Consider the following 19,693-nt stretch of genomic DNA (forward strand, 5'->3'; position numbering starts at 1 on the left):
ATATTTTGGATGAGTTCATCCAAAAAGTTTCGTTAGATATAAGACAATCATTATACCAATGCCGGAAACAAGCCGTCAGCAAGGTGTGCGGTTGGGTTTAATAAGCCTGATGCACAAGTGATTAGCGGGTTTGAACGCCATTGTATCGCAGCATGTGTATAGTGGTAAAGAGCCCGGTTGGGGAATCCCGGTAGCCCCTGTTTATGGTCTTTTTCCTACGTATTGCGGAAATTATATACCTGCATAAACCGACATCGCAATGAGCAGCATGCCAACATGATGTTCTGCTCTCAGTTCCCTGCGTAATACCTGTAAAGCCTTACTCATGTGCTTTTCCACTGTTTTTACAGAGATGCCCATTTCCTGTGCAATTGCTTTGTAACCCATATTACCGTAGTAGCTAAGCATAAAAACTTCTCTGCATTTCTGTGGCAATGTATTAATACTACGCGCGATCTGATTTTTTAATTCATGTTGTTCCAGTTGTACAGGCTGTACTACTTCCTGTTGATAAGCTTGTCTGATCAATACCTGGTGATGATTTTCCTGCAGTAATTTATTACGTAATAAATTAGACACCTTATATTTTACAGCATTGTTCAGATAACCGTTGATATTCACATCTGCTGCTATTTCATCTCTCCTGAGATATAAACTGATAAAAATATCCTGTATAATATCCTTTACCTGCTCGCGATCTTTCAATATGCGGAAAGCCTGGTTGCTCAGTGCCACCACAGTAGATTCATACAACTGCTCAAATGCTTTTGTATCGCCCTTTCTGGCCTGTTGCCATAAGTCGTTGCATGTATGGTGACTGTTGGAGTAGATAAGAATGTGGTTTTGCGCGCAAAGATATTTACTGTGAGAAGCTTTGTATGTTAATTTATGGTAAACAACTTTTCCAATGTTAACTAAACATGAATTCCTCTTTTTTTGTAAGAACAGAGTGGGGGTAAATAGTCGTTGAAGTGATAAGTATAGCAAACACGCATACTAATGACGCCATCGCGCCTGCAATATTTACTGGAAAAATACCTTAACGGAACGGCCACTGATGCAGAGCTGGCAGAATATGATCATTGGTATGAACAACAATATGGCGATGATGCGCCGGCCTTTACTGCGGCAGAAAGAAAAGATATGTACAAAGTGATTGCGGCAGGTATTAAGCCCAAAAACAATGTCATTTATCTTCGCTGGGCAGCGGCCGCAGCAATATTGCTGGCGGCAGGCGCGCTATGGATGTTTAAAACAACGTCGCTGCCTGTACGAAAAACAATGGCCCGTGTAGTGGAGGTAAAAATGGATAGCACGGTTATTAATAATAATACTCAACAGCAAAGAACGATTAACCTACCGGATGGCTCACAGGTAGTTTTATACAAAGGCGCCACCATACGTTTTGCTGCACCATTCGGGCAGCATAACAGGACCATCCTGCTATCAGGGAAAGGATTTTTCAACGTCACAAAAAATGCACCGCTGCCATTCACGGTACTAAGTCGTGGGGTAGCTACCACCGCACTGGGTACTTCTTTTACGATTGCCACTATTCATCATGAAGTAAAAGTAGTGCTGCATACCGGTAAGGTAATGGTGAAAGCCAATGAACAAACGCGTTATCTGCTGCCTGGGCAAGAGTTGGTATATAATACAGCTACCAATGCTTCCAGCTTGCAGGTGCCGGTAAATAAAACAGTAACAACACCAGCTATCGCGTTTGGTTCCCTGCGCGGCTTTACCGCCACATTTGACCAGGTGCCGTTATCTGGTGTACTCGATACTATAGCCAGGGGATATCATGTAAGCATCACAAGAAATGCCGGTTCATTTGATGACATCGCTTTTTCCGGCGTCATCAGGGACACCGATTCATTGTCACAGGTGCTGCATCGCATGTCGATGTTGCACGATTTAAAAATAATATCAACACGTACAGGTTACCGTATAGAAAAAAATCACTAACTAAATATTTGCGCATTATGACACATCGCTACCTGCTAGTGAAGGGCGGAGCTTTGCCCCTTAACAACCGGCAGTCAACGTTTCAGTACGGCTGTAAATTTTTCGGCCTGCTGTTACTGATGGCTTTTATCAACCTGCTGCCTGCACAGGCACAAAAGAAAACATGGATCAAAGGTTTAATTGAAGATGAAAAGGGACAGCCCATTCCAGGTGCTTCCGTGCAGCTGAAGAGCGGGGCAGATAGCCTTAAAAGCTTTACCGTGACAGATGCAAGAGGTGTTTTCACTTTCGATAATTCCCATCAGCAAGGCCCTTTTGTTTTCACGATCGCTTATGTGGGATATATGACGCAAACGATCACTAAAAACAGCCTGGATCCGCAAAAAGAACAATCGCTGTATGTAGTACTGAAGGAATCTTCTTCGGCACTCAGTGAAATAGTAGTAGTGGGCTACGGCACACAAAAGAAAGTAAATCTTACTGGTGCAGTAGACCAGGTAGGAAAAGAAGTATTTGAAAACAGGCCGATGACCAGCGCTACCAGGGGATTACAGGGAGTGCTGCCTAACCTGAACATTCGTATGACCGATGGAAAACCTATCCGTGGTGCCACCTATAATGTAAGGGGCACCACGTCTATTGGTGCCGGTGGCAGCGCCCTGGTACTGATAGATGGCGTTCCGGGGGATCCTAATTTATTAAACCCCAACGATATTGAAAGTGTATCGGTGCTGAAAGATGCGGCTTCTGCTGCCATCTACGGCGCCCGCGGTAGCTTCGGTGTGGTGCTCATCACCACAAAGACTCCTGCGAAAAACAATACGCAGCTGACTTATTCCAGCAACTACTCCCTGAATGACCGCACCATCAAACCGAAATTTGTTACTAACGGGTACGAATGGGCCAAAAACTTTGATGAAGCCTACTATGCCTGGAACGATTATAAATCACACCCGGCCAAAGCTAACAGCGTATTCCCCTTTTCACTGGACTACCTGGATGAACTGAAACGCCGCAACGATGATCCTTCCCTGCCTAAAACAGCGATCGATCCTACTACCGGCAACTACGTATACTACGGTAATACCGACTGGTTCCAGGAATTGTACGCCGATAAAAATCCGTCTACAGAACAAACGTTGTCTGCCTCCGGTGGCAATGCAAAATCAGAATATTATCTCTCCGGCAGGTACATGTCACAAAATGGTATTTTCCGTTATAACCCGGACAAATTTAAAATGTATAATATCCGCGCAAAAGGTGCGGTAAGACCATTTGACTGGTTGAAGCTGGAAAACAATTTTGATTTCTCCCAACGCACTTATTTTTTTCCTATCCTGAATCACCCCAGCAATACGCCGGTGTGGAGAAGGATTTCCGATGAAGCATTCCCGGTAGCCATGCTGAAAAATCCCGACGGCTCGCTGACTGAAAATGCGGCCATTGTTTTTGGTAGCTTCTTAACAGGTAATAACTATTCTGATCAGACGCAGCTGCTGCTGAGAAATACTTCCCGCTTTACCACCTCGTTTCTGCATGATAAGCTACATGTAAACGGTGACTTTACGTATGCTTATACGTCCAGTGTAGAAACACGTTTGTATACACCGGTACCTTATAGCAAAATGCCCGGTCAAACATTGTTGCGTGGCGAAAGTAAAATGAATGAAGAAAACGATCGGACTACTTATACCGGTATGAACTTTTACGCCGACTACGAACAGCGCGTATCTAAAAATACGTTTAAGCTCCTGGTGGGTTATAACTATGAAAACACCTTATACAAATCCAGGTTTTATCAGCATGACGGTATGATTAATACTACCTTGCCTGATTTTTCCCTGATGAATGGACTGAACTATACGCTTACCGGTGGTGGCTATGAATGGCGCACGCTGGGTGGTTTCTTCCGCCTGAACTATAACTACGATGAACGTTACCTGCTGGAAATCAATGGCCGCTATGATGGTTCTTCCAAGTTCCCGGAGTCGCAGCAGTTTGGCTTCTTCCCTTCTGCTTCTGCCGGATGGCGGGTGTCTAAAGAGAAGTTCTGGAACGTATCACCCAATGCTATCAGCGACTTAAAATTAAGAGGATCTTACGGCGCATTGGGAAATGGTAACGTTAATCCATACCAGTTCCTGCAAATGATGTCGGTGAGTAAATTGCAGATGTCGATCAACGGCGTGATACCAGACTATACGCAGCAACCCAACGTAATTCCTGACGGACTTACCTGGGAGAAATCCACCACACTGAACGGCGGTATCGATGTGTCATTTTTGAAAAGCCGTCTGAAAGTCAGCTTTGATAAGTATACCCGGAAAACAACCAATATGTTTACCACGGGATTGCCTGTTCCTGCGGTGTTTGGCGCCAGTGTGCCCAAAGGCAACTATGCTGATCTTCAAACAAAAGGATGGGAATTATCGGTGAACTGGACGGATCAGTTTAAAGCTGGCAGCAAGCCATTTAGTTATTCCTTTGGCGTGGTATTATCTGATTACCAGTCTTACATTACCCGCTTCAATAATCCCAAGAAGCTGATCAATACTTATTACGAAGGTATGCGTGTGGGAGATATGTGGGGTTTTGTGAATGATGGATACTTCCAGAATCAGGATGAAATCAAAAACTCAAAAGTCGACCAGTCTTTCATTAAAGTATCTAATGCCAATGTATTAATGCCCGGAGATATCCGCTTTAAAGACCTGGACGGCAGTGGCAAAATAGATGAAGGACAAGGCACTTTGGATCATCCGGGAGATAAGGCGATTATTGGTAACACCGAACCACGCTATGCTTTTGGTATTACCGGTAGCGCCAACTGGAATAATTTCTTTCTGAGCTTTTTCTTCCAGGGTATTGGAAAACGCGACTGGTGGCCGGGAACAGATGCTTCTCTCTTCTGGGGACAATACAACCGTCCTTACAGCTGGATGCCGGAAGAAATCATGGATAAGCGCTGGTCTGAAACCAACCGCGATGCTTATTTTCCCCGTTTCAGAGGATATACTGCACTCAACTCCAATGCAGAGCTCACCGTGCAGCAAGCCAAATATGTGCAGAATGTAGCGTATATCCGTTTGAAAAATCTGACGGTTGGTTATAATCTGCCACAGGCATGGTTATCAAAAGTGAAAATGAAAAATGCGCGCATTTTCTTCACCGGGCAAAATCTGTGGACATGGTCGCCAATGTATAAGATCATGAAAACACTGGACCCTGAAGTGATTGAAGGATCCGATCCGGAACTGAATAACAATGCCGGTGGTATTGGCGCCGGTAACGGGATGTCGTATCCGATGCTGAAAACATATACCGTTGGTTTGAGTGTAACTTTTTAATGATTAATGCTTATTAAGATGAAAAATAGTATTTACCTGTTATTGATCCTGGCCATGGTATCCTGTAAGAAGGATCTGAACCTGAAACCATTTGATAAACTGAGTCCTGATAACGCGTTTAATACAGAGGCGGATTTGCAGCTGTATGCTACTTCTTTCTATAAAATATTACCTGATGGGAATAGTATTATCAGGGGAGATGTGATGAGCGACGTGATGGCCGGGAAAGACGTGAATACGTATATCATCCCGGGTGCTTTTACGTCTACTCAGTCCAGCGGCTGGAGCTGGGGCGACCTGCGTAATATCAACTATTTCCTGGCGCATTACGGGCAGGCGAAAATTCCGGATGAAGCCAAAAATCATTATGCTGGTCTTGCACGCTTTTTCCGGGCCATGTTTTACTTTGAAAAAGTGAAACGTTTTGGTGATGTGCCGTGGTATAATAAAACCCTGGAGATCAATGATCCGGAGTTATATAAAGGCCGCGACCCCCGCGCCATGGTGATGGACAGCGTGCTGGCAGATCTTGATTTCGCCTGTGCCAACATTCGTGCTAAAAAAGATATCACCTGTTCGCAGATTACCAAATGGGTGGCATTGGCTTATAAATCCAGGGTGTGTTTATTTGAAGGTACTTTCCGCAAATACCATAAGGATATGGGCTTACCGAAAGATGAAAATAAATGGCTGCAGGCTTCACTGAACGCTGCAGATTCTGTGATAAATGGTGGACAGTACTCCCTGAACACAGCCGGTGATCCTGCCATGAATTACCGCAACCTGTTTATTAACGAAACACCCAACGTCAACGAAGTAATACTGGCCTATGTGTGTAATAAAAGTTTGCGCGTGTTCAATGATGCCAACTGGTATTTTACCAGTGCTACCTATGGTAACAGGATCAGCTTAGTAAAAACATTTGCAGACACCTACCTCAATATTGACGGCAGCCGCTTTACGGATACACCCGGTTTTGATAACCTGCCATTTAATGAAGAGGTAAAGAACAGGGATCTGCGCCTGCAGCAAACGATCCGCATGGGTAGTTATAAGCGCGATGGACAAATTGCACCGCCTGATTTTACGTATACCTATACTGGTTATCAACCGTTGAAATTTACGCTGGACTCAAAGGCTACAGATGGCGTGGGAGAAAACAATAACTCCATTCCGATTATTCGCTATGCAGAAGTGCTGTTGAATAAAGCAGAAGCCAAAGCAGAGCTCAACAAGGGGCTTTCTGCAGAAGACTGGAATGGCACTATCAAGCTGCTGAGACAACGCGCTGGTTTGAAAAATACAGACATGCCATTAACTCCTGATCCTTATCTGGCCGCCAAATTTTATGGCAGTCTGGAGACACCTATTCTCATGGAAATCCGCCGCGAACGTGCTATTGAGCTGATCATGGAAGGATTTCGCTTTTATGACCTGATGCGCTGGGGCCTGGGGCCATTACTGGTAAGTCCTTATGTAGGTTTATATGTACCTGCCATGGATGTGTTGATGGATTTAAATGAAGATGGCAAACCGGATGTTTCTTTCGTAAAAAAAGTACCTGCGACAAAAGTTCCCGGCGTATATTATTTCCTCATTGATGGTGATCAGACAAAATTATCTGGTGGTACCAGCGGTAACCTGATCTGGCTGAGCAATATTAGCCGGAGATGGGATAACTTTAAATACGTATATCCTATCCCGTTTAATGACCTGTCATTGAACCCGGCACTGCACCAGAATCCTTTATGGGACTAATATTTAAATAATTATAGCATGAAAAAATTAGCAGGTATAGCGTTGCTGCTGATGATGGGACTTTCCTCCTTTTCACAGAAAGCAAGTCATGTAGTACTGATAACGATTGATGGTTTCCGCCCGGATTTTTATACAGATCCATCCTGGGGCATGGTAAACCTGCGGATGATGAAAGAGAAAGGAGTATATGCAGATGGCGTAAACAGTGTGTTTCCTACTGTTACCTATCCCAATCATACGTCCCTGATTACCGGTGTAACACCAGCAAAACATGGCATTTACTACAATACGCCTTTTGAGCCAACGGGTGCTACCGGTACCTGGTATTTTTATTACGACAGTATCAAAGTGCCTACGTTGTTTGACGCCGTACACAAGGCAGGGAAAACTTCCGCCAATGTTATCTGGCCGGTAACCGTAGGAGCGCCTATTGATTATAACATCCCGGATGTATGGCCTATTGGTAAAAAAGACCGCAGGGATATCATGGCGAAATTATCCACACCTGCCCATCTCTGGCAGGAAGTACAGGACAATGCTACCGGTAAACTGGGTGTAAAAGATTTTGCGATGGAAGATGAAGAAATGATCCTGGATGAAAATGTGGCGCGCATGTCGGCTTACCTGATCACTACTTACAAGCCTGCATTTACCACATTGCACCTGGCCTGCACCGATCATTACGAACATGAGCAGGGGCGGGACGGATTGCTGGTGAGAAAAGCAGTAGCAGGAGCAGACCGGGCGCTTGGTACCATTATAGAATCACTCAAACGGGCAGGGATATACGATAGTACTACTATCATCGTTACCGGTGACCATGGCTTTGTGAATATCAGCAAAACATTTTCTCCCAATATATTACTGGCGAAAAATGGCCTGTTGAATAATGTAGCTACTGGCGATTGGAAAGCGCAGTTTCATAGCTCCGGTGGTGCCGCCTTCCTTCACCTGAAAGACGAAGGAGATGTGGCTACTACAAATAAAGTACTGGCCATCTTAAAAGCCTTGCCCGCAGAACAGCAGCAATTATTCAAAGTGACCAACCGGCAGCAACTGGATGCGGTAGGAGCCAATCCTCATGCGGCGCTGGCATTGTCGGCCGCTCCCGGCGTAACGATTGGTGGCGCCATTACCGGGGAACTGGTAAAAGCCGCCAAAGGAGGTACCCACGGTTATTTCCCTGACTTTAAAGAGATACAAACCGGCTTTGTAGCCTTTGGTGCCGGGATTAATAACGGAGGTCATGTGAAAGAAATGAATGTGACAGATGTGGCGCCGGTAGTGGCGCAGCTGTTGGGATTATCATTGGGAAATATGGATGGTAAAGTACCGGTGGGCGTGTTGGCAAAATAGTTATAGCATATTGAATAGGGAGGGCGTCTCAAGAATAATTGAGGCGCCCTTCTAATTTTATGTATGCTGCTACCATGGAAACCCCTGTGGCAGCTAAGGAGACCGCATTGTTTAGTAATATAGATAATACCCGTACCGCTAAACCTGTTGGTTATCCAGAAGATGAAAGTGCCGGAAAAAATGTTGCGGTAGCAAAGCTAACAGCAACGGGTACTGGTAAAAAGATAGGTCCTTCCATCGTGTTGCGTGTGATGACTGGCGATACCATTCAGCTCAGTGCAAAGGCTTTCTACAAATCCGGTAGCCCCAGGGAAAAAAATTCTTTTGCTGCCTCCGCGGAAAATATGGTGACAGACTTAGTACAGGCATTTAATGGTGGTAGAGGAGGGGACAATGGCGCCCATGGTGCCGGGGAAATTGGTCAGCTCACCCCGTTCAATAGCAATTTCTATAATAATGACTACCGCCGCTTGAAGGAAAAAGAACCTGATCAACCCAATGCCGACAGACCGAAAGCATATCTTAATTTTGTATTGTTCGATGAGCAGTTTAAATTGGTGGACGAAAATAGTGGCGTTAAACAGGTAAAAGCAACACCAGACGAGTTGCAAACGCTTAGCCAGGATAAAATGACGGTTAAGAAAACGGGATTTCTCTATGTGTATACCAGCAATGAAAGTATACAGGATGTATATTTTGATAACATAATTCTAGGAATTAATTCCGGACCTTTATTGGAAGAAACGCATTATTATCCCTTTGGATTGACGATGGCGGGAATCAGCTCAAATGCCTTGAAAGGCAGTAGTTATCCAGAGAATAAAAAGAAGTTTACTTCTCAGGAGCTGGAAGACGGACTGGATCTTAACTGGTATCAGTTTAAGTATAGGAGTATGGACCCGCAGATTGGAAGATTTATGCAGATCGATCCTTTAAGCAGCAAATATTCCAGTAATACGCCATATGCTTATGCAGAAAATAAAGTCACCATGGGAATAGATCTGGAAGGTCTTGAGCTGTTGCCGTTTAATAGTGCCTGGTTCAAATCGGCTGTTTCCTATCAAGCCATTTATGGCACTAATGTCACTACCCAGGAGAGAAGAGTGGATATTTCTCATAGTAATGTGCCGGCAGTGTATAAAGATGCATCTGGTATCCCGTTGTTTACTGCTTCAAGTGTAGGTGTAACTCCAGAAGGTATGACTAGTTCCCCATCCGGATCAACGTTCAGACCGAGCAATAATTTGCCAGCAAATCCAGAATGGGCATGGGGACAACCAGATCCTGAAACAACAGGAAATACCGGAGGATGGTCAATGGGAAATGATCTGGAGAAAAATAAGGAATTTGCAGATAAAAGCGCAGGTGTTGCCTCCGTACCACAGGAAGCCCATGCCTGGATTACTACATATAGAGATAATGTTCCCCTCTGGGAGGCAAATTCAGCATTAAAGGAAAATGTTTCGAGTTTTAATAAGGCAACATCTCTTTCAAATGGTATTTTTGGTTCCCCTAAACAGAAAGCAGAAATGACCAATTTTATCAATGATGGATCGCTCCCCTCTATTGATATGAAAGACTTTAAAGGGTCACTGCAAAAGGGAATGAACATCATGAAAGCCGGTATGCAGATAATGAATAAGAATGGTATTGAAATTGATAAATCTACACAGCGGACCTATGATATTTATAAAACGCTGCTCGAGTTTTTTAATAACAATAGCACAAATAGCAATAGATCGTTAAACTGATGAATATGAGATATATAAAGCATTTTTTTGTATTGGTGGTGTTTACCTCTGGTTGTAGCAGAGAGACAGAGGAAGATAAAATGCGTAGAACAACCAATGATATAATTGCCACTATTGAAAAGGATCAGTTTACTGATTTTAGATTTTTTATTGGACCCAAACTCTTGTCTATAGGAAAAGATGATGTAAGGGTGTTTGATGACTTTACAAAATTTAAGGGACTCCTGGGTACATCGGGAGAGAAGAAAGATATTACAATAAATATTACAGATCTCTATAATGATATGGGCCAACGAATTGTAGACGTTCCGATAAAAAGTGCCTATACAACATCACCAGATAGCATTTATCATCTTAATCTGCTTTTTGGCCCTCCAAATATCTTTCCTTTAAACAAAATAACCGGTTATAAATTAACGAGAGGAAATGTAATCCCTGAAGGGTTTCGCAAAGTGGAGAAACCGGTTAGTTCTGGAAAGTAATTTTCATGAGTGAGGGAAGGCAGACCATACTACCTGTATGACCCGTTTAGCGGGCTGCGATGATTAACACGATTATCTCTCACGAAAAGTAAGTTTTATGGTGAGATAGTAAATAGCAGACAAAAGAAAATGTATCAAAAGTAATTTGATGGGTTTGGGAATCATGTAAACGAAATTTCTCTCCATCGATACCCGAATGAAATCAGGTGAAAATTACTTTTGATACATCCCTGCTGTTAGCATCTATCGGCAGAAGACTATTCTTCGTGTTGAACAACCGGATAGTGCATATTGAGGCTAAATTTAAGTAACATCGCCAGCCCCTCTTCCGGTACATCGGGCATAGTGGCCATCTGAAAATAACCATTACGTATCACCATCGTTCGTGTGTTTCCCGGCAGGGCATATAAGCGTCGGAAAGCAACTAGCTCCTTCGCTGTTAAATGGTATTGCTTCAGTGGAGATGCAGGTGCAGCACCACCTTGCAGATTAAGCCCGATAAATGTATAAGTGCTATCGCCGGCAAACTTTTGCGCGAGTGAACAGAAGCTGCGGTATGCCCGCATACTGGCGGTGTCGCCAGGGGCGTAGGTTTGTATGACCCACATCTGTTGGCCGGGAGCTGAAAGATCCAGCTGTCCGCCATTATCATCCGACAAGGTTAAAGCTGGTATCGGTTGCCCCTGTCGCAGGCTGTTCCAGATGTTTAACAGAGAGTCGTATTTGATCCGTTGCTTTGCAGGGACCATCAATGCGAGATCTTCTTTTACATTCCGGATCGTTTCGTTATCAGTATTTTCGGTAATACTCCTGGCCACTACCTGTTGATAGTAAGCCCATCTTACCCGATCGCTCTGTACGTTGTAGAGTACATATTTCAGGCGCATAGTCACGCCGCTGTCGAAGGCAGTTGCGGTACCGGCAATACTACGTAACCGGAAAAATCCATCCAGGTAAGTATTGATGCTGTTATCATTTCCTGGTGTGGCCAGTAGAGCATCGTCCGGGTTTAGCTGCGGTAATAACTTTGCGGCGGCTATGCCGGCAGCGCCGCTGTCCTGTGCCGCCTGCGCAATGATTTTTTGGATGGCAGCCAACTGATCGTGTATGCTTTTACGTGATGGTGTTTGCTGTGCAGTAGCAGATAGGCTCCAACATCCGAACAACCATAGTATGATGCTATATTTCATGGATCTTTTTGTTTATTTGATTTGTGCCAGTGCTTCATCCAGCAATTGTTCCAGTGATTTTCCTGTGCGGTCCCAAACCGTCACCACTTTACCATCGGCACCTATGAGCACTGCAAAGGGAACGAAGCCGAATCCAAATATTTTGCGGAAACCATCTTCATCAAATCCTTTGGGGTCACGTGCCTGTGGCCATGGCATTTGTTCCTGTCCTAATGCTTTTTTCCAGGCAGCATCTACCGCATCAACGGAGATGCTGAGAATTTCCACTCCTTTTTCATGATAGGTCTGATATACTTTTTTGAGATGCGGTATTTCCATGCGGCAGGGATGACACCAGGAGGCCCAGAAGTCGATCATCAGCACTTTCCCGCGAAAGCGGTTGTAATTCACGGTGTCAGCATTCACACCCAGTGCTTTGAAATCCGGTACCACGCGGCCCGGTTGAGATCTGGACATAATGTCTTCGCGTAGCACCACTTTTTTTCCATACCAGGATTTCCGGGCATCAGGCCCCATTGCGTCCAGGAAGGATTTTACGCGGGAATAGGGATACTTCCCCCAGTAATTGGCCAAAAAGGCGCCCACTGCTGAGTTGGGGTAGATGGTCAAAAACTCCGCAGTACGATCGGGATTCGATGGGTTGGTCATATCCTGCAGGTAATACTGATACTCTTTATTCAGCTTCCCACCTTTTAACTGCCTGCCATTTAGCCCAAAGTAGTCTGTCTGCAGCTGATAGGTAGTATTTTCCAGGAATACATTGGTATTACTTCCATTGTTGATACAGAGGGTTATTGGTTGTGCATAATCCAGTTTCCCTCTGACTACAAACGCATGAGCCTTGATATCGCCTTCTGCCAGTACGATCTGCTGATTTTCTATGGCCAGCAATTTTATCTTACCATATTTTACGTCCTTTACGTACCCCCTGATCTCAAACCCTTGTGCCAGGCCTGGTAGCCGCAGCAGGAGCAATAGCAACAGGCAGTAGGCGCTACTCATTATTTTATTCATATTTGTACGCGTTTTGTATACGTAAGACAACGAACATCCCGGAAAGGGTGAATGCGGGACGGAAATACTTTTAATATTGGGGCACGGGTATAGACACCGCCGGTTGTTTTCGGATGTTGTGGGAGCAATACAAACACAGAGCTCTTCATCCCGCAAAACGGAGAGACAGTTTTAGCAGCAGGGTTAGTAGCTGTAAGGGGAGATACATTTTATTCCCGGGCCATGCGGGCCATTTTATACCTGTATGGCTGGCAGGCCTTCATATGCAGCAGGGGCAATAACGGCGGCCTCATCGGGTTTTACCTTGCGTACAGAATTTACGGGCCAGTAATCCAGCTGACCGGCAGGCAATTCATATTGCAGAATTTCACGTATATCCGTATCGGTTAGTCCTGGTTTTAGCCATTCCTGTGCGAGTTGATTGGTGAGCATCAACGGCATCCTGCCGGCATTGTCGCCGCCATTATGGATTTGCGCCATCAATGGGTTAGCATGACGGGTAAGTAGTGTGAAAGTCGGGATACGCCCTGGTTTATCCACATCCCAGGAGTTGGAGAGCGCCCATAATCCTGCGATGAAAAAAACATCCTGTTCTTTTGATTTGATATAGTAGGCTACTTTATTTTTCCAGCCACTGATCTGCCGGTATTCAAAGAAACCGGTGGCTGGTACCAAGCAGCGTTGATGCCGGATGGCATTCCACATGGTGCCATTTTCCAGTACTTTTTCGCTGCGGGCATTCAGGAAAAGTTGTCGTTGTCTTTTTACCTTTTCTATAGTGTCCAGCATTTTAGGTACAGGACCCCAGGTATACTTTTCCAGCTTTAATCCATTGTTGTTGGTAATCACCGGCCATTGGGGGTATGACATCCCGATCTTATGCCAGGTAGGATCAAAGTGAATATCGAGGTCGCCGCTGGCTTGCAGCTGTGGCAGATATTTAAAGATGCTCTCTATGTTGGCAGTAAAAGCGATATCGTAACACATAATTATTTAGTCGTATTCTATCTCTGATAAAGGTACTTTTATTTCTTCAGCTCCATACTTCAGGGTAAAATAGAGCTCCCCGTAATGCAGGAATAATTCTGCACTGACTTCTTCTTTACGTTCCGGTCTCCATTTTGTTTTGAGAGAAATATATCTTCTCACCGCCGGATCCATATACAATGGCGGATTCCATACTTCCTGCTGTAACAGTGAAGCATATACTTTGTAGCCTGGTGGCTGTGATGCGGCCTTATACAATTTCTCTATTTCTTCCGGATGATGCGCCTGGTAAATATATTTCCGGTGATCAAAACGGATATGCTGAAAATGTATGTTGGCTTCTCCTATGTCTTTATAAGGAGTGATCAGGAATACTTCCCGAATGTGCAGGTCGTTGTGGTCTCTTCCCGCCGCATAACTCTGGCGGACAAATAACGTAAAACCATTTTCGAGTAGCGCTTTTACCAGCGCAGCAGATAATAATGCCAATGGATTATGCATAACTGTTGAATTTCACTATTTACGCATATCTACAATCACGGCGGTCACTACGCCCCATACCTGGAAGTCTGCATCTTCTGCTATGATGATGGGTTTATAAAAAGCATTTTCCGGGTGTAATACCCAGTTACGGCCGGCCTTTACCAGTCGTTTTACGGTATATTCCCCATCGAGGGCTGCTACAATAATATCGCCGGTAGAGGGGCGGATAGAACGGTCCACAACGGCCATACAGCCATCGGGGATATTGGCTTCTGTCATGCTATCGCCTTTCACTCTGATAATGAAGGAGGTAGCGGGGTTGGGCTGCAGGATACGGGAAAGATCAATTTCTTCTTCCTGGTAATCCAGAGCAGGAGTGGGGAACCCTGCGGGGATGCTGGTATTAAAGAATGGCAGGGTTATACTCAACTCTCTCAGTTTCAATGCTTCCATATAACTATCGTTTTAATAAATACTAATATTATTAGCAAAATAAAGCTAAAATTATTAGTTAAAGAAATCAATTAACAGATCGTTTGCAAGGGGCGAAAATGCGCATGGGGACTAAGTGGTGGCAGATCAGTGAGATGTATATTTTCCCTGCTAAAACAGGTGCAGTGAGAATTTTTTTAGCGCTGTTGTTTTCCATAAAATGGTCTGCTTCATCCTGATTTATATCAGAACTTATATATAAGCACTTATATATAAATTTCACGTTAATTCCAAAAAAAAACCTTTGAGTTTTCATTTTACTTACTATTTTTGCACTCGAATTATGAACACAAACATACATATCCATCATCACCACCATTTCTTGCCAACGCGGTAGGCTGGGATGATAATGTGTATATCACTATATTAAATCATCAACAGGGGCTTACCGGAAAGGTAAGCCCCTTTTTATTTTTACCCAGGATGAAATTGAAAATTGCAATCCAGAAATCCGGCCGCCTGCACGATGATTCCATCAAATTATTGAAGGAATGCGGTATCGACATCAATAATGGTGTTAACAAGCTGAAAACAGAAGCGACCAACTTCCCGCTGGAAGTGTTTTTCCTGCGGGATGATGATATTCCGCAATACATTGAAGATGGTGTGGCAGATATTGGAATTGTAGGAGAAAATGTAGTGCTGGAAAAACAAAAACAGGTAAATATTGTTCAGAAGCTGGGCTTCGGAAAATGTCGCTTGTCGATGGCCGTGGAAAAATCAGTGGAGTACACTTCCGTGAAAGACCTGCACAACAAAAGAATTGCGACCAGCTATCCCGTGATAGTGGAAGAATTCCTGCAACGTAATGGTATCACTGCGGAAATTCACGAAATCAGCGGATCGGTGGAAATAGCACCTGGCATTGGTTTGGCCGATGCTATCTGTGACCTGGTGAGCAGCGGCTCTACTCTATTCATGAATGGTTTGAAAGAAGTGGAAACCGTACTGAAATCAGAAGCAGTGCTGGCAGCTTGTCATGACCTGAAACCGGAACAACAGCTGCTGCTGGATAAATTATTGTTTCGTATACAGGCAGTGAAAAAAGCGAAGAATAATAAATATATCCTGCTCAATGCACCCAATGATAAACTGAATGAAATCATTGGACTGCTACCAGGTATGAAAAGTCCGACAGTACTGCCTTTGGCAGAAGCTGGCTGGAGCTCCGTTCACTCTGTACTGAATGAAAATGATTTCTGGGATATTATCGAAAGCCTGAAGGCCGCCGGTGCACAAGGTATCCTGGTAGTGCCCATTGAAAAAATGGTGATCTAAAAAACTGTGTAAACGATGCAAACAACCAGATTTCCTGATAAAAGTACGTGGAATACCCTGTTGCAACGGCCTGTGATGGATACATCGGCACTGGAAAAAAAGGTGAACGATATTCTGCAGGAAGTACGCAGCGGTGGCGACCAGGCCATCAAAAAATTTGCAGCTGAATTTGATAAGGTGACGCTGGAAAATATACAGGTATCACCCGCTGCTTTTGCAGCAGCAGCTACTACGCTGGAACCTGCACTGAAAGCCGCGATACAACAGGCGGCAAAAAATATTACTACCTTTCACCGCGCACAGCAGGAAAAGGTACAGATGATAGAAACCATGCCCGGCGTACAATGCTGGCGCAAACCGGTGGCTATTCAAAAAGTAGGTTTATATATCCCCGGTGGTTCGGCTCCATTGTTTTCTACTATCCTGATGTTGGGTATACCCGCCATGATAGCAGGTTGTAAAGAGATCGTACTTTGTACGCCCTCATTGCATCCCGCCATATTATACACGGCACAGCTGATAGGCATTGAAAAAGTATTTACGATTGGTGGTGTGCAGGCCATCGGCGCTATGGCCTACGGTACCGAAACGGTTCCACAGGTGTATAAAATATTTGGCCCCGGTAATCAGTACGTGACCTGTGCCAAACAACTGATCAATAAAAGCGGCGTAGCCATAGATATGCCGGCAGGCCCTTCTGAAGTGGCGGTGCTGGCGGATGACAGCTGTATCCCTGATTTTGTGGCCGCTGATCTGCTGTCACAGGCGGAACACGGTCCTGATAGCCAGGTAGTACTGGTAACCACCAGCGAAAAAGTGATCACCGATGTTACCAATGCCCTGAATGCACAGCTGGAAAAGCTGCCACGCAAAGGCATTGCTACCGCAGCATTGGAAAACAGTAAAATGATCCTGGTAGCCGATATGGATACGGCGATGGAGATGCTGAATGCATATGCACCGGAACATTTGATTTTAGCCTGTAACGGGGCGGAAAATCTCGCCGACAAGGTAACAGATGCAGGATCTGTTTTTATGGGGAATTATACCCCTGAAAGTGCCGGCGATTATGCGTCCGGTACTAATCACACCCTGCCTACAAATGGCTATGCCAGGGCATATAGCGGCGTATCGCTGGACAGCTTCGTGAAAAAGATTACTTTCCAGCAGATTTCTCCCGAAGGGCTGCAGCATATTGGTGCTACTATAGAAGCCATGGCAGCAGCAGAGGGACTGGAAGCACATAAAAATGCCGTCACCGTAAGATTGCAACAGCTGGAAAATTCCCGCTCATAAATAACTAATAACAATTCATTAATATGTTCAATCTCGATACCCTCGTAAGGGAAAACATAAAAAGACTGGTACCGTATTCTACGGCCAGAGACGAGTTTAAAGGAGAGGCGACCATCTTCCTGGATGCAAATGAAAATAACTTCGGATCACCACTGCCGGTAAATTATAACCGCTACCCCGATCCGCTGCAATGGAAGCTCAAATATAAAATGGCCGATGTGAAAGGCGTACCGCCACAAAACATTTTTATCGGCCATGGCAGCGATGAAGCCATAGATGTGCTTTACCGCTGTTTCGTCAACCCGGGTACGGATAATGTAGTCCTTTGCCCGCCTACCTATGGCATGTATGAAGTGAGTGCACACATCAACGATGCGGTGATCCGAAAAGTGAGTCTCACGGAAGACTTCCAGCTGGATATCCCTGCATTGCAACAGGCGATCGATGGAAATACCAAACTCATTTTCATCTGTTCTCCCAACAACCCTACCGGTAACTCTATCAACCGCTCAGATATTGAATTACTGCTGAATAATTTTGATGGGATTGTAGTGATAGATGAAGCATATATTAACTTCTCCCGTCAGAAAACATTTATCCAGGAGCTCACAGAATATCCTAACCTGGTAGTGCTGCAAACCATGTCCAAAGCATGGGGACTGGCAGGACTCCGAATAGGAATGGCTTTCGCCAGTGAGGATATCATCAATACTTTCAATAAAGTAAAGCCTCCCTATAATATCAGTCAGGCTACCAGCGAACTGGCTTTGCAGGCCCTGGACAACGTTAGCCAGGTAAATGAATGGATCCGCGAAATAGTGATAGAACGTGATCTGCTCTCTGCTGCACTGATACAACTGCCGGAAGTACTGGAGATCTACCCCAGCGATGCCAGCTTTATCCTGGTGAAAACCACGGATCCAAAAGGCATTTACAATCATCTCATTGAAAAAGGTATTGTGGTGCGTGACCGCTCCAAAGTAGAGCTTTGCATGGGCTGTTTACGTATCACCATCGGTACACCCGCTGAAAACCTGCACCTGCTGGAGGTATTGAAATCTTTCAACCTGAAAAAAGAAACACCTGTATCTGCATGAAACGAGTTCTCTTTATAGACCGTGATGGTACCCTGATCAAAGAAGTACCACCAACTTACCAGATCGATAGCCTGGAAAAAGTGGAGTTCTATCCCAAAGTATTTGTGAATATGGTCCGGATAGCTGCTGAGCTGGATTATGAACTGGTAATGGTCACTAACCAGGATGGCCTGGGAACGGCCTCCTTCCCGGAAGATACCTTCTGGCCTGCCCAGCAGATGATCATGAAGGCATTTGAAAATGAAGGGGTAAAATTTGATGAAGTATTCATTGACCGCTCTTTTCCGGCAGATAATGCCCCTACCCGGAAACCACGCACCGGTATGCTCACCAAATACCTGGATGGCAGCTACGACCTGGCCAACTCCTTTGTTATCGGTGATCGTATCACCGATGTACAGCTGGCCAAGAACCTTGGAGCCAAAGCCATCTGGATCAAGGACGACGCCGGTTTGGGCGCCGCCGAAATCAGTGACGATGTGGCTGCCCTGCAACCCGTGATAGCACTGGAATCTACCGACTGGAACCGTATCTATGAATTCCTGAAGCTGGGATTAAGAACGGTAACACATGTACGGAAAACAAACGAAACAGATATCAGCATTGAACTGAACCTGGATGGTACCGGCAAAGCCAATATCCACACCGGCCTGGGCTTTTTTGATCATATGCTCGACCAGATTGCCCGCCACGGCGCTATGGACCTGAATATTACCGCCAAAGGGGATCTGCATATAGACGAACATCATACGATTGAGGATACGGGTATTGCGCTGGGAGAAGCCATTGCCAAAGGCCTGGGAGATAAACGCGGTATCGAGAGATACGGTTTCTGCCTGCCCATGGATGATTGCCTGGCCCAGGTAGGCATTGACTTTGGTGGCCGTAACTGGCTGGTATGGGAAGCGGAATTTAAAAGGGAGAAAATAGGGGAGATGCCTACCGAAATGTTCTATCACTTCTTCAAATCCTTCTCAGATGGCGCAAAAGCCAACCTGAACATCAAGGCAGAAGGAGAAAATGAGCACCATAAGATTGAAGCCATTTTCAAAGCCTTCGCCAAGGCCATCAAAATGTCGGTGAAGCGCAACCCGTATAATATGCAGTTGCCCAGCACCAAAGGGGTACTTTGAGGAGCTGAAAGCAGAAGGCATAAAGCAAAAAGCTATTGTCCTGAAAATCGATCATTCGCTT

General features: G+C 44.9%; 16 protein-coding genes. 10 read left to right on the forward strand and 6 right to left on the reverse strand.

The features are described from left to right. Positions 1-231 precede the first annotated feature (231 nt). Complete coding sequence (locus AC1DCV_RS02210; protein ID WP_477021634.1) at positions 232-987, reverse strand: RNA polymerase sigma-70 factor; 756 nt, start codon at positions 985-987, stop codon at positions 232-234. 12 nt (positions 988-999) lie between these two features. On the opposite strand from AC1DCV_RS02210, the gene AC1DCV_RS02215 reads away from it, so the two are divergent. The 6 genes from AC1DCV_RS02215 to AC1DCV_RS02240 are packed head-to-tail and all read left to right on the forward strand — an operon-like array spanning position 1,000 to position 10,662. Beyond that, positions 1,000-1,968 carry a FecR family protein gene (locus AC1DCV_RS02215; RefSeq protein ID WP_477021635.1) on the forward strand — a complete coding sequence of 323 codons (969 nt, stop codon included), beginning with the start codon at positions 1,000-1,002 and terminating at the stop codon, positions 1,966-1,968. A gap of 17 nt (positions 1,969-1,985) precedes the next feature. Beyond that, the gene (locus AC1DCV_RS02220) at positions 1,986-5,315 is read left to right on the forward strand and encodes a SusC/RagA family TonB-linked outer membrane protein (RefSeq protein ID WP_477021636.1); all 3,330 of its coding nucleotides are present in this window, start codon (positions 1,986-1,988) and stop codon (positions 5,313-5,315) included. 18 nt (positions 5,316-5,333) lie between these two features. Further along, positions 5,334-7,073: a RagB/SusD family nutrient uptake outer membrane protein gene (locus tag AC1DCV_RS02225; protein ID WP_477021637.1), complete on the forward strand. Its 1,740-nt coding sequence runs from the start codon at positions 5,334-5,336 to the stop codon at positions 7,071-7,073. 18 nt (positions 7,074-7,091) lie between these two features. Continuing rightward, on the forward strand, positions 7,092-8,429 hold the full coding sequence (locus AC1DCV_RS02230; RefSeq protein WP_477021638.1) for an alkaline phosphatase family protein: 1,338 nt from the start codon (positions 7,092-7,094) through the stop codon (positions 8,427-8,429). Between the two features lie 59 nt (positions 8,430-8,488). Continuing rightward, positions 8,489-10,180, forward strand: coding sequence for an RHS repeat domain-containing protein (locus AC1DCV_RS02235; protein WP_477021639.1), 1,692 nt, complete (start codon positions 8,489-8,491; stop codon positions 10,178-10,180). A gap of 5 nt (positions 10,181-10,185) precedes the next feature. After that, positions 10,186-10,662: a hypothetical protein gene (locus AC1DCV_RS02240; RefSeq protein ID WP_477021640.1), complete on the forward strand. Its 477-nt coding sequence runs from the start codon at positions 10,186-10,188 to the stop codon at positions 10,660-10,662. 257 nt (positions 10,663-10,919) lie between these two features. On the opposite strand, the gene AC1DCV_RS02245 is transcribed toward AC1DCV_RS02240, so the two are convergent. The 5 genes from AC1DCV_RS02245 to AC1DCV_RS02265 form a co-directional block, all read right to left on the reverse strand. Further along, complete coding sequence (locus tag AC1DCV_RS02245) at positions 10,920-11,852, reverse strand: hypothetical protein (protein WP_477021641.1); 933 nt, start codon at positions 11,850-11,852, stop codon at positions 10,920-10,922. A gap of 12 nt (positions 11,853-11,864) precedes the next feature. After that, positions 11,865-12,866 carry a redoxin domain-containing protein gene (locus AC1DCV_RS02250; RefSeq protein WP_477021642.1) on the reverse strand — a complete coding sequence of 334 codons (1,002 nt, stop codon included), beginning with the start codon at positions 12,864-12,866 and terminating at the stop codon, positions 11,865-11,867. A gap of 234 nt (positions 12,867-13,100) precedes the next feature. Further along, on the reverse strand, positions 13,101-13,853 hold the full coding sequence (locus tag AC1DCV_RS02255) for an SOS response-associated peptidase (RefSeq protein WP_477021643.1): 753 nt from the start codon (positions 13,851-13,853) through the stop codon (positions 13,101-13,103). A 6-nt stretch (positions 13,854-13,859) separates the two neighbouring features. Continuing rightward, positions 13,860-14,354, reverse strand: coding sequence for a hypothetical protein (locus AC1DCV_RS02260; RefSeq protein ID WP_477021644.1), 495 nt, complete (start codon positions 14,352-14,354; stop codon positions 13,860-13,862). Between the two features lie 15 nt (positions 14,355-14,369). Beyond that, positions 14,370-14,789: a LexA family protein gene (locus AC1DCV_RS02265; protein ID WP_441572435.1), complete on the reverse strand. Its 420-nt coding sequence runs from the start codon at positions 14,787-14,789 to the stop codon at positions 14,370-14,372. A 462-nt stretch (positions 14,790-15,251) separates the two neighbouring features. Here AC1DCV_RS02265 and hisG point away from each other — a divergent pair, with 462 nt between their 5' ends. From hisG to hisB, 4 genes are read left to right on the forward strand one after another with little or no spacing between them, the layout of a single operon-like run. Beyond that, positions 15,252-16,106 carry an ATP phosphoribosyltransferase gene (gene hisG / locus AC1DCV_RS02270; protein WP_477021645.1) on the forward strand — a complete coding sequence of 285 codons (855 nt, stop codon included), beginning with the start codon at positions 15,252-15,254 and terminating at the stop codon, positions 16,104-16,106. A 15-nt stretch (positions 16,107-16,121) separates the two neighbouring features. After that, positions 16,122-17,402: a histidinol dehydrogenase gene (gene hisD / locus AC1DCV_RS02275; protein WP_477021646.1), complete on the forward strand. Its 1,281-nt coding sequence runs from the start codon at positions 16,122-16,124 to the stop codon at positions 17,400-17,402. 23 nt (positions 17,403-17,425) lie between these two features. After that, a complete protein-coding gene (hisC, locus tag AC1DCV_RS02280) occupies positions 17,426-18,499 on the forward strand; it encodes a histidinol-phosphate transaminase (RefSeq protein WP_477021647.1) in 1,074 nt (357 codons plus the stop codon). Then, positions 18,496-19,632: a bifunctional histidinol-phosphatase/imidazoleglycerol-phosphate dehydratase HisB gene (gene hisB, locus AC1DCV_RS02285; RefSeq protein WP_477021648.1), complete on the forward strand. Its 1,137-nt coding sequence runs from the start codon at positions 18,496-18,498 to the stop codon at positions 19,630-19,632. Before hisC ends, hisB begins: the two co-directional genes overlap by 4 nt. Positions 19,633-19,693: the final 61 nt, after the last annotated feature.

The organism is Chitinophaga sp. 10T418, assembly GCF_056394125.1.

Coding starts and splice junctions, on each gene's coding strand:
- AC1DCV_RS02215 (WP_477021635.1), top strand. CDS start 1,000: ATGACGCCATCGCGCCTGCAATATTTACTGGAAAAATACCTTAACGGA.
- AC1DCV_RS02220 (WP_477021636.1), top strand. CDS start 1,986: ATGACACATCGCTACCTGCTAGTGAAGGGCGGAGCTTTGCCCCTTAAC.
- AC1DCV_RS02225 (WP_477021637.1), top strand. CDS start 5,334: ATGAAAAATAGTATTTACCTGTTATTGATCCTGGCCATGGTATCCTGT.
- AC1DCV_RS02230 (WP_477021638.1), top strand. CDS start 7,092: ATGAAAAAATTAGCAGGTATAGCGTTGCTGCTGATGATGGGACTTTCC.
- AC1DCV_RS02235 (WP_477021639.1), top strand. CDS start 8,489: ATGTATGCTGCTACCATGGAAACCCCTGTGGCAGCTAAGGAGACCGCA.
- AC1DCV_RS02240 (WP_477021640.1), top strand. CDS start 10,186: ATGAGATATATAAAGCATTTTTTTGTATTGGTGGTGTTTACCTCTGGT.
- AC1DCV_RS02245 (WP_477021641.1), bottom strand. CDS start 11,852: ATGAAATATAGCATCATACTATGGTTGTTCGGATGTTGGAGCCTATCT.
- AC1DCV_RS02250 (WP_477021642.1), bottom strand. CDS start 12,866: ATGAATAAAATAATGAGTAGCGCCTACTGCCTGTTGCTATTGCTCCTG.
- AC1DCV_RS02255 (WP_477021643.1), bottom strand. CDS start 13,853: ATGTGTTACGATATCGCTTTTACTGCCAACATAGAGAGCATCTTTAAA.
- AC1DCV_RS02260 (WP_477021644.1), bottom strand. CDS start 14,354: ATGCATAATCCATTGGCATTATTATCTGCTGCGCTGGTAAAAGCGCTA.
- AC1DCV_RS02265 (WP_441572435.1), bottom strand. CDS start 14,789: ATGGAAGCATTGAAACTGAGAGAGTTGAGTATAACCCTGCCATTCTTT.
- hisG (WP_477021645.1), top strand. CDS start 15,252: ATGAAATTGAAAATTGCAATCCAGAAATCCGGCCGCCTGCACGATGAT.
- hisD (WP_477021646.1), top strand. CDS start 16,122: ATGCAAACAACCAGATTTCCTGATAAAAGTACGTGGAATACCCTGTTG.
- hisC (WP_477021647.1), top strand. CDS start 17,426: ATGTTCAATCTCGATACCCTCGTAAGGGAAAACATAAAAAGACTGGTA.
- hisB (WP_477021648.1), top strand. CDS start 18,496: ATGAAACGAGTTCTCTTTATAGACCGTGATGGTACCCTGATCAAAGAA.